The following is an 11,328-nucleotide window of genomic DNA, read 5'->3' on the forward strand; positions in this document are numbered from 1 at the left end:
CTTTCGGTGTGCTCACGGCAGTAGTCCTTATCTCGACGTCCCCACTGCTCCCGATGGTTTGGGACGAAGGTGACGCCTTGGACCGCGCCGACGCCGTTCGCGCTTGGTTGTCCGCCTTGAGAAACCAGGACCACCTTCCCCGACCGCTGACGTTCGAGGGACTTCGCCGAGGCTGGCCCTTCACGACGGTAAGAGAGGGGCACCCGGCGTTTTACGGCATTGTCATCGCGATGGGACGGGAAGCGGCGCCGAGCTTTCTCGATCCCCTCACCCGCTATCGCTTCGGTCCCATGCTGCTGTTCGCCATCGCCTGCGGCGTCGTCGCCGCCAAGGTCACCAAACATTGGGGATGGCCCGCCGCAGCAACCGCCGTGCTGGGAATTCTATTGCAACCCCGCTTGTTCGCGCACGCCCATTTCGCGTCGTTCGACGGTCCGCTCACTTCTTGCTGGCTGCTCACCTGGACGGCCTTGCCGTTTCCTTGCCGCCCAGCCCGGCGCGAGCCCTCCTCCCGGATTCGCTCGCGAGTGGGTTTCCTCGTACTCTGCGGCGCAGCCCTCGGTCTCACCATGGGCTGCAAGGCCAGCGGACTGCTTGCCGTTTTTCCCGTAACCATCGCGCTGGTCCTGATTTTCGGCCGACGCGCCTGGATTCCCATCTTTATTGTGCTGGCAACCGCGGCGGCGGTGTTTTTCGCGGTCAATCCTCCGCTCTGGATGAACCCGGTGGAAGGTTTGAACCGCTTTTTGTATCTCAACCTGCACCGAGCGGACCAACCCGGTCTCAACATTTCAACATGGTTCGCGGGGCGCATGTACAATCTCGACCATCCCTTGCCCTGGTACAACACCATCCTTTGGACCGCGATCGCCGTTCCCGTCCCTATCTTGGTCTTTTTCCTGATCGGCCTGATCTCCATTCTCATATCGCGGTCACGCCGACGCGAAGGTGTCATCTTGGGCCTATTCTGGCTGACGCTGGTTCTCGCCCGGACAGTCCCCGGAACGCCGCCGCACGACGGCATCCGCCAATTTCTGCCCGCTTTCGGCATCCTCGGCATCATCGCGGGAATCGGACTGTCCATCGCGTATCGGTGGTGTCGGTTCGCGATCCTTCGCGGTCGTCACGGGCGGTCGCTTCGACCGGGACTGGGAATTCCGTGTGCTTGGCTCGACGCTCTTCTTCGAAAGTGCAACAACAGCCCGATGGAAAACTCTCCGTCGCAAAGCGAAACCGCAATCCGTGCCGCCGCACCGCCCAAGAGGCTTCGAGTGACCGCCGGTGTGCTCTCATCTACGCTTGTTTTGTTTTATCTCTCTTCCGGATATTCCCTCTTCATGTACACTCCGCAGTGGTTGTCGTTCTACAACCGTCTGATCGGCGGCGTCGGCGGGGCTTGGCGGGCAGGTTTTGAAGCAACCTACTATTGGGACGCATTGGACGACGAAGCGCTCCGGTGGCTCAGCGACCATGCATCCCCCGGCGGAAAAGTTTTCTTGGCTACCTATCCGAAGGCGAATCTCCGCCGCTTGCGGGCATGGAGACCAATCTATTGGGACGTTGCTTCGGACCCCGAGCAGGCGGATTGGTACGTCGTGCAAAACCGGCCCAGCGGTTGGAGCGAAATCGATCGCAGGCTCTTTTTCGAGGGTCGAGCGAGCTTCGAGAAGAGAATTCGCCGACTCGGCCCCGCATCGCCCGTCCTACTGAAGGTATTTTCGCGGCGGGAATATTTGCGACTGAGCCGGGCCGCGACGCAGTTCGGGTCGGGAGGCACGGCGGCGTCATTCAATGGCTCAAGGCCGCACTGAGAAATCGCTGCTCCACGAATTGCGTGATCATGCGTGCCCCTTCCTGCAGCGCGAATTGGCGATCGACGTTTCCCTCGACGTAAGCCACCTTGTTCATGCCGTACACGTCGGAAGTCGCCTCATCCTGGCCTAGCACGTAACCGCCCGCCGCGCGGATATCCCGACAGCCTTGAGCGCCGTCCCGCCCCATGCCGGTCATGATGACGCCCAGCGTGTTCCTACCGAAGATTTGGGCCACGCTCTTCATCAGGACGTCCACGGACGGTTTGTGCCCGCTGACCGTTTCACCATTGAAGACATGCAGTCGGGCGGTGCCCTTGCGTCCCCGCACGGCCATGTGATATCCGCCCGGGGCGATGTACACGTGATTGCAACGGAGGGGGTCCCGATCGCAACCCTCCGTCACCGTAAGGGCCGAGCAGGCATTCAACCGCCAGGCAAACGGTTTCGTAAACTGGGCCGGCATGTGCTGCACGACCACGATGGGAGGCATAGGTGGTCGCAACGCGGACAGTAGCGAAGTTAGCGCCGGGGGCCCGCCCGTGGAAATGCCGATTGCGATGCAGGCTTGAATGAGACCGGGCGGTTCGCTCCCCGCCGCGGGCTTGGGCAGACTCGATCCGGAAGTCTGCGAAGCGGGCGTACTCGAACTTCGCGGGACCATGCGCCGGCGATTGCGTACAATCCGTTCGATATCGGCGGAGGCCGCAAAGCGGATCTTGCGAACCAACTCGGCGCCCAACACGGAAGAGGCCGCCATGCCGTTTTCGGGCTTAGAGACGTAATCAATGGCGCCGCACTCCAGAGCGTCCAGCGTAATGGCGGCGCCGGCCTGGGTCAGGGAACTGACCATAATCACGGCGGTGGGGCGGACCTGAAGAATGGCGTCCAATGCCCGCAAACCATCCATTCCCGGCATTTGAATATCCAGCGTCACGACCGTGGGTTGAAGGCGGCGGACCATCTCCACGGCCTCACGCCCGTCGGATGCCGTGCCCACGACCTCGATGCCGGGGGCCGATCTCAAATGATCCGTGATCATCTTCCGCATCAGAGCGGAATCATCCACGACGAGGACTCGGATTTTCGCGCCGATCATCGCGTTCGTTCCCTTACCTCCGAAAGCCGCTCTCGGTACGGGAATCGCCCGGAAGGCGATCTCCCTGCCTGGTATCTTCTCTTGCGAGCCGCATCGGAAAGGAGCGGCCAACCACGCTACTCAAGCATGGCTTTGGAATCGCGATCGGTCGTCGGGTAGAGGCCCTCGACGACGGATTCGGGCGTGTCTTCCGCCGTCACACTCTGCGGACTCGGCGGAATCCGAACAACCGTCATTCCGGCGGCAAGTGGAACAGGCCGCGCAAAGCGTCCAATAGGGTGTGCGATGTACCGCGGCGGAACTCTTCCTGAAGACGTCGCAATGGCCGATGGAGCAGCTTGTTGAGGATTCGGTCCACCGTCTCCTCGATCTCTCCGCGACTTGACTCCGGCAGATCGGGGAGTTTGTTCCACAGACGCTGCAATTCGTCGCGTTTGATCTTCTCCCAATCGCGCCGGATGCCGCGAATCACGGGACCTGCTTCTCGACCGTGTAAACGTATCAGCAGGTCCTCAACCTCGTGCTCCACGATGCGGACGGCGGCGGGAATCTCACGATCGCGGAATTCGCGATTCCTTTCGCAAGCCTTTTTCAAGTCGTCCAGACAGTACAAATAGACGCCCGACAATTGCGCCGCGCTCGGCTCAAAATCGCGGGGAACGGCCAAGTCTAAAATGAACAGGGGCCTCTCGGGACGGGCGGATACGGCCGATTGCAGCATGGCCCTGCTGACGATGGGTTGCTCCGCGCCGGTCGTGCTGATGATCAGGTCCGCGTCGGCCAATAGTCGAGGAAGTTCCTGCCATCTCTCCGCGCTTCCTTGCCAGCGCGCCGCCAAATGCTCGGCTCGATCTTGGCTCCGGTTCACGACCGTGATCGTTTGGGCGCCCTCCTCCCGGAGATAACGCAGGGTCTCCTCAGCCATCTCGCCCGCCCCGATCACAAGAGTCTTCTTATCGTCGAAGCGTTCGAAGACGGCGCGGGCGAAGTCGCCGATCGCGACGCTGGGGATGCTGGTCTTCCGAAGTTGGATCGCCGTCTCCGTGGCGACGCGTTTCGCGGTCTTGGCCGCCGCTTGAAAGGCCGCATGCAGGATGGGACCGACCGTCCCCTCCTGAACGGCGATTTGATAGGCCTGCTTGACTTGCGATGCGATTTGGCTTTCACCCAACACCATACTGTCCAAGCTGGAGCAAACGGAAAAGAGATGCTCGACGGCCTCTCTGCCGACCAAGTGGTAGATTCCGCCTTCCAAGCTCTCGACCGGAACATTGTGAAATCCGGTCATGAGGGAAATCATTTCCTCGGGCGAGGGACCCTGCGGCAGATCCGTGGCCGTGTACAATTCGACCCTATTGCAAGTGGAAAGCAGCACCGCCTCCAACAGATCGTACTCGTCCTTCCAGCGCGCTAAGAACGCTCGCGATTGCTGCGGACTGAAAGCCAGTCGCTCCCGCACCGCGATCGACGCCGTACGATGGTTGCAACCTACAACCTGTAGGATCATGCCGAACGATGGATCGGCGAGGCACCTGCCGTCGCCGCCTTATGCCAAAGGAAAATCGCCGCCGGTCGCTCGCGGAACCCGCGGAACGCCATGCCGCCATGCCCGCCGCCGGTCGCAACTTCGACCCGAGGCTGTTGCTCCAGCCCCCGCATCCAAGCCGCGTCCAAAGTGCCGTCGCGTGGCACGAGCCGAGAGGACCGCGTTGGCGCCGACCGGGATGCGGGACGCTCCTTGCCGTGCTGCGTCCAACCGGAGAGCATGAGCGCCAAGGCCAACACCAAGAACACAAAGCTCAAGAAGGTGAAATAGGCGACCTTTCGTCCCTCTCGCAAGGGTCGATACACGGCGCCCAGCAGAACGGTCCCGGCGAGCCAGGCGAACATGGCACAGGTGCTCACCACGACCGGATCATTCCAGGGCAAGGCGGCCTCGCCCGACTCCCCCGCGACTGCATTCAGCACGATTCCGGAAAAAATGCCCAGCGTCAAACAGGCGATCGCGGCCAAGACGGCATGAGCGTTGGCTTTTTGCAACCACTCCAAACTGGGCGGACGAATCCGGGCGAAGCCCACAATCCCCTTTTTGACTCTGCGAACCTGCCAAAGATAGACGCTGCCCGCCACGATCGCGACCAAAATGCACAGCGTGGCTCCCATGAGGGACAAACCATGCACGAAGCCCCACACCTTCGAGGCCGCGCCCCGCTCGAACGGGACCGGATCCGCCAGAAAGAAACCCACCCCCAGCAGAATTAAAACCAAGGGCAGGAACAGCGCAGCGAACGGAAAGCCGGGCCGAAACGCCATCCACGCCAAACAGACCGCCGTCAGTCCCCAGGCCAGCCCGAAATACCAATCCTGCTTGACGGCCAGGAACGCGCCGGCGCTTTGCAACTGATTCCAAATCACCACCGCGCGATAGCCCAGGAACGCCGAATGCACCAGGAATCCCGCCAATACCATTCCCACGGCAAAACCGCGGGCTTGAAATCGCAAGTTCGGCCGAGCCAATTCCAAGGCCAGCGCCAAGGCGTAGAGCAGCGTCACCCAGCCGACCAAGATTTCCATCATACGCCACGCCCTTTCATCACTCCGAAGCCCGACTTCGCCGGACGCACCTCAGGGGTAGTGAGGATTGCCGCGCGGCGCGTCCTCCTGCCCTTTGGGATCGGCCAAGCCGTATTGTCGCAGCTTCTTGTGCAGGGTGTTGCGATTCATTCCCAACCATGCGGCGGCCTTGATCTGAATACCGCGACAACGTTCCAACACCTGGGCGAGCATCTCCCGTTCCAGCTTTTCCAACATCCGCTCGTAGATATCCCCCGCCTCCGGATCGGCTTGTGCCAATACGGCATCCACGAAATCCCTGGCGATCGACTCCACGGTGCGGCGGCGCGCACCGAGTCGCGGCCCTCTGCGACCCAGGACGGCGTGCGGCAACAGTTCCGTGCCGATTTCGTCACCGCGGGCCAAAACCACGGCGCGCTCGATATAGTTTTGCAACTCGCGGACGTTGCCCGGCCAATCGTAGTTTTGCAAGGCCTCCATGGCCTCCGCCGTGATATGCGGAACGTGTCGGCGATTCTTTTCGTTGTACAGACGGAGGAAGTGGCCGACGAGGAGCGGGATGTCCTCGCGCCGTTCGCGCAACGGGGGCAAGTAGATCGTGACCACGTTCAAGCGATAGTAGAGATCCTCGCGAAATCGCCGTTGCTCGACCTCATCCAGAAGATCACGATTGCTGGCGGCGATGACGCGGACGTCGACGCGGACGGTCTTGGTGTCTCCCACCCGCTCGAATTCGTGTTCTTGCAAGACGCGCAGCAGTTTGACCTGGAGCTTGGCCGTCGTGGAATCGATCTCGTCGAGAAAGATGCTGCCGGTGTGGGCCGCCTCGAAACGCCCGGTGCGGTTTTCGACGGCGCCCGTGAAGGCCCCGCGTACGTGGCCGAACAGTTCGCTCTCCAATAAACTTTCCGCCAAGGCCCCGCAATTGACGCGGACGAAGGGACCGCTGCCTCGCGGGCTGAGTTGGTGGATGGCTCGAGCGATCAACTCTTTTCCCGTGCCGGTCTCTCCCAGCAACAAGACGGAGGCATCCGAGTCGGCCACCTGTCGAGTCAAGCGATAGACGTCGCGCATGGCCGCCGATTCGCCGATCAATTCCGGGATCGGCGGCGTCTCGTCGTTTCCGTCCCCGCCCAATCGCCGCCCGAGGCCGCGCTCGCCTCGCAAATGGATTCGCGAATCGTCCAGCATAGTCGATGTCCGGCAGGTTCCCCGCCCGATGATCCTCGCGATACGGGATTGCACGTTGCGTAGTGAGCCGACAGTCGGAGGCGGCCGGCGCCCCCGGTCCTCTCCCCGGTTTCATTGTAGAGAATCGAACTGGAGAAGGAGAAAGGGGAGCAATCACCCTTCGCCGCCGCAACGTCGAAACCGATTCGGTCCAAGCGGGCCGCGCCGCCCCAGGTTCCGCCGATCGCTCAGGGGCGCTCCGCCGTGGTCGCGGGGCGACCTTGGCTGGGCATCTCGATGTAGTCGAGGATCAAGCCCAACAGCTTCTGCGTCACCCGGTCCAACCGCTCACTCCGGTTATAGCGGTCGTACTGGCGAAGGATCTGCTGCCGGGTCAATTGGAGACCGCGGCGCATGACCGCCTCGCCGAACGCGGAAACGGCCTCGGCGCGGAGTTCGGGCGGCCATTCCAGGCGAGATGCGGCCTCGATCAATTCCGTCTGAGCGCGGGGAGTACCCAACTGCCGCAGAATGGTCAGCCCGGCCTTCTCCGCCCCGGACGTATACAGGGCACGAACCGCCAAATCCTCTAAGTCTTGAATGGACACGTCGGGGCCGGGATTGCCGGCCAAGGCCGAAATCCTCCGCATCGCCAAGGCGGCCAGCGACTTCCGCAACGTCGGATTGCCGCCGTCGAAATTCGGGAGGGATTGCAGACGCTCGGCCATATTCGCCACGTCATCCGGACGATAGGGTTGGGCAAACGATATCACCATGGGATCCGTCTGCGCCAGGCGATCGGCCTTCGACAACAAGTCGGGCAAGGCGTACACCCCGACGGGCAGGCGGGCGGTCCGCGGATCCGCTCGAAGACGCTGAACCAAGAACTCGACCCGAGGCTCCTGGATATCGGCCGAGATCAGCACGAAGACCACGTCCGGATCGTCCGCGACCGACCGCAGAAGAGCGTTACCGTCGGCAGCGGTATCCACCACCTCGATGCCGAGTTGTTTCAAATCGCCCACGATCCGCATCGCCCGCGACTGGGATCCGTCCGTTACAATGACCCGCCGCAACCCGCGCGAGGACGCGAAATAGAACAGTTCCCGCATAACGGTGGAGGAATCGCGGAAACTCGCCGGAAGCTCCAAATCCATCGCGGTCTCCACTACGGCCCAACGGACGCGACGATCCGGAAAGCGGAGCGCTTTGCTGAGCGGCGAAATCTCGGTAAACGCCGCTCGAACGCGATCGGTCGGCGCATTTTTTGCATACCACACAATGCCGGCCCAAGCGCCGCCGGCCCACTTGCGATCCAAACAATAGTCGATCGCCTTCAAGGCCGAATCCAAGGGATCGGTGGTCAATTCTTCGAATTCGGCCAAAGCCGCCGTGACGAGCGGTCCGGCGTTTACGGCCGAGAGCGCGGGCACGGCGCTTCCATCCGCAGTCTGGACCGCCGGCGACTGGCCGTCCGCCGCCGTCGGAAGCAATTCGAATCCGATTTGTTCCAATCGAAAGGCCAAGGCATGCACCGCCGCCTCTTGGTCGCCCGGCAAAAGCTCGCTCGCCTCCGCCGCCAAGCGTGCCGCCGTCCGCCGCCGAACCGCCCCCGGCGACAGCGTCAGTTCCTCCACGTTGGACGTCCGAGGATTCCAGTAATAAAACGACTCCGTCGAACCTTCGTCGGGAGCCGTCATCGCCAATTTCGCCTCGGCTTCGGCGGCAATCAGTCGTGCCGCCTGCTCGGCCGTGGGCACGCCCGCCTGCAAACGCAACAGGGCGCTCTTGGCGGCCTGGCGCACCGCGTCGTCGCGGCGATCCGACAAAGCGGGCGCCAACAGGAAGATCGACGCACCCCGTCCGCCGACCTCACCCAGCAGTTCGGCCGCCGCTTTTTGTTGCGCCGGATCCCGTGCCTGCAAGAGAGCGATCAGATAGCGCCCGGCGTCCGCACGCAGTCGCTTCAATACGAAGACGCATCTCCCCCGCAATTCCCCTTGGGGATTCTCCGTCGCCGCTTGCACCAACAGGGGAACCGCCGCCTTTCCAGCCTTGGATAGGTCCTCGGCTGCCTGGTACCAACTGTTGCCGCCGGACCCAAGTTGCTCCATCCACGAATTCAAAACCCCGGCATCTTGGTAACGGCGATTGACCGCGGCGAAGATCATGTCGGCGACCTGCCTGCCCGAGGGGGCGAGATCCCCGTCGGAACCGAATCGAAACACGACCGCCGTACCCAACTCTTGATGCAGTCGCAGCAACTCCGCGTCATCCGGCGCCGCCGCGAGAAACTTCTCGAGCATTTGTTTGGCCAAGTCGGGCCTTTTCAGAGACGACAACGCGGCGGCGGCACGAAGCAACTCGCGCGGCGTCTCCGGTTTGGCCGCCAGTACCATCGCGACTGCGGGATCCTCGGGCAGAGGCGGGACCTCGACCTCCGCTGCGGGCTTTGCGGCATCCGCTTGCGGCGCGGTCGGCGCGGCACCGCCCGGCGCCGCGAAGGGGTCATCCTCCGCATGAACGAGAACAGCCGCGAAGGCCGGGAAAATCGCGCCTAAGAAAAATGCTGCAATCCCCGCAACGCGGGCTACCCGTCGGCTGGGACTTGGGTCGATGGACGGAGACATGCACGCTCTTCCGGTTGCTAAAACCAGTACCACGCAGGGGGCAATCGTAGCACGAATCAAGCGTCACACTCGGCAAAATGCTGACCGCTCGCCCGAGCGCGGCGCGTGGCGAAAAACCCAACAAAGGATCCCGACACAGGCCCCTACCCACGGCAGGTGCGCTCATCCGGGATGAACAAACAAGCTACAGCTCTTATCTAATTTAACTCGATTTTACCGAGATTTCTGCCCGAAACCCTGCCGCATGTCGAAAATGGGGCCGTTACGCCTTTTTCCAACACGAAAGTGCAGCTCAATGGAGAGTAGCTGCAACAAGCCGCAGGCCGCTAATTCTCCAAACTTGCGCACCTTTCGCCTTCCTCGCCAACAGCACCCATTCCAATCACGGAACCGCACCACCCGAATTGGCTATACGGCGTCGGATTGCAGGCGTTTCTTCCAGCCGTCAATTTGCCGCCGCACCTGTTCGGGGGCGGTGGAGCCGAAACTTCGCATCCGCCGAATCGCGTTTTCCGGCCCCAGGATTTCCCGCACGGACTCGTCCAAAGAGGGGACAACCTCTTGAAACACGGCAAGCGGCAAATCGATCAAGCGGCAATTGCGTTCCATCGCCGCCCGAACCAATCGCCCCACGGCTTCGTGGGCCGACCTCTGCGGTACGCCCTGCAAGATCAGATACTCCATGAGCGTCGTCGCATCGAGATAACCGCGATCCAGTCGTTCCTCCACTGCCGGGCGGTTGATTTCAGTCTGGGCGACCACGGGCGCCGCCAACTCCAAACAGGAATGCACCGTGTCGAAGGCGTCGAAGACGGTCGGCTTGTCCTCTTGCAGATCGCGGTTATAGGCCAAAGGCAAGCCTTTCAGCAGGACGAGCATCTGCTGCAACGACCCGATGACCCGCGCGGTCTTGCCCCGAATCAATTCCAGAACGTCCGGATTGATCTTCTGCGGCATGATGGAAGACCCGGTACAAAAACCCTGCGGCAACCGCAAGAAGTTGAATTCGCAAGTGGACCACAAGACCCATTCCTCGGCCCAATGGCTGAGGTGCACCGCGATCAGGCTCAAGCAGAAGAGGAATTCCGCTGCGAAATCGCGGTCGCTGACCGAATCGAGGCTGTTCGCAGTGGGGGCCGCAAACCCCAAAGCCCGGGCCGTGGAATCGCGATCCACCGGCAGGCTGGTTCCGGCAAGGGCGGCCGATCCGAGCGGGCACAAATTGACGCGCTTGCGACAGTCCAGCAACCGATCGCGATCCCGTTCGAATTTCTCGCAGTAAGCCAACCAGTAATGAGCCGCCAACACCGGCTGAGCACGTTGCAAATGGGTATAGCCGGGCAAAATGCAGTCCGCGTCTCGGTCGCAACGTTGCACGAACGCCGCTTGAAGCCTGCGCAACGAGCCTAACAGAAGGTCAATCGCGTCCCGGACCCACAGTCGGAAATCCGTTGCCACTTGATCGTTGCGGCTTCGCGCTGTGTGGAGTTTGCGCCCCACGTCGCCGATCCGGTCGATCAGCGCCCGTTCGACGTGCATATGGATGTCTTCCAACTCGACGCGGAAAGGAAAGCGTCCCTCGGCGATCTCTCGCCCGATCTCGTCCAATCCTTCCGTAATCCGCCGGCATTCGTCCGCCGTAATCAGGCCCACCTCCGCCAGCATCCGGGCATGAGCCTTCGATCCGGCGATGTCTTGCTCGGCCAACCGGCGGTCAAAGCTAATGCTTTCGGTAAATAGCTCGACGCGTCGATCCGTCGCTTCCCGAAAGACTCCCCCCCACGCTTTTTCGGTCACCTTAACCCCCATCGCAACCAGAAGAATTCCGCCGCAGACTGCGGCAAGTCGCGCTGCCGTTCCGGCGCGCCGAGCGTTTTACGACCACGCCCGCAACTCTCGCACGTATCCCTTACCACTCTAAGAAGAGCCTGATGCGGCGTCAACGAACACCGAGCGCCCGCAAAAGCTTTGAAAAACCCTCTGCTATGACGGCGGATACGGAATTACGGAAGCAGTTGCCCCCTTTCGGCGCACAAATGCGGCA

7 protein-coding genes are annotated in these 11,328 nt (G+C 61.9%); 1 reads left to right on the forward strand and 6 read right to left on the reverse strand.

The annotated features are described in order from the left end of the window. Positions 1 to 77: 77 nt before the first annotated feature. Complete coding sequence (locus tag ACYQ6J_RS03600) at positions 78 to 1,811, forward strand: hypothetical protein (protein WP_460182830.1); 1,734 nt, start codon at positions 78 to 80, stop codon at positions 1,809 to 1,811. Here the strand turns inward: ACYQ6J_RS03600 and ACYQ6J_RS03605 are convergent. The 6 genes from ACYQ6J_RS03605 to argH form a co-directional block, all read right to left on the reverse strand. Continuing rightward, positions 1,789 to 2,910, reverse strand: a complete 1,122-nt coding sequence (locus tag ACYQ6J_RS03605) for a protein-glutamate methylesterase/protein-glutamine glutaminase (protein WP_460182831.1) — start codon at positions 2,908 to 2,910, stop codon at positions 1,789 to 1,791. The two genes, ACYQ6J_RS03600 and ACYQ6J_RS03605, sit on opposite strands and share 23 nt — an antisense overlap. A gap of 232 nt (positions 2,911 to 3,142) precedes the next feature. Continuing rightward, positions 3,143 to 4,417, reverse strand: a complete 1,275-nt coding sequence (gene hemA, locus ACYQ6J_RS03610) for a glutamyl-tRNA reductase (RefSeq protein WP_460182832.1) — start codon at positions 4,415 to 4,417, stop codon at positions 3,143 to 3,145. Next, complete coding sequence (locus ACYQ6J_RS03615; protein ID WP_460182833.1) at positions 4,414 to 5,487, reverse strand: hypothetical protein; 1,074 nt, start codon at positions 5,485 to 5,487, stop codon at positions 4,414 to 4,416. The genes hemA and ACYQ6J_RS03615 overlap by 4 nt, the downstream gene beginning before the upstream one ends. Before the next feature lie 48 nt (positions 5,488 to 5,535). Next, positions 5,536 to 6,558 (reverse strand): sigma-54 interaction domain-containing protein, encoded by a 1,023-nt coding sequence (locus ACYQ6J_RS03620; protein WP_460183303.1) that lies wholly within the window; start codon positions 6,556 to 6,558, stop codon positions 5,536 to 5,538. A 344-nt stretch (positions 6,559 to 6,902) separates the two neighbouring features. Beyond that, a complete protein-coding gene (locus ACYQ6J_RS03625; RefSeq protein WP_460182834.1) occupies positions 6,903 to 9,284 on the reverse strand; it encodes a HEAT repeat domain-containing protein in 2,382 nt (793 codons plus the stop codon). Between the two features lie 408 nt (positions 9,285 to 9,692). Then, positions 9,693 to 11,081: an argininosuccinate lyase gene (gene argH / locus ACYQ6J_RS03630; RefSeq protein WP_460182835.1), complete on the reverse strand. Its 1,389-nt coding sequence runs from the start codon at positions 11,079 to 11,081 to the stop codon at positions 9,693 to 9,695. Positions 11,082 to 11,328 lie beyond the last annotated feature (247 nt).

It is taken from the genome of Thermopirellula anaerolimosa (assembly GCF_054657335.1).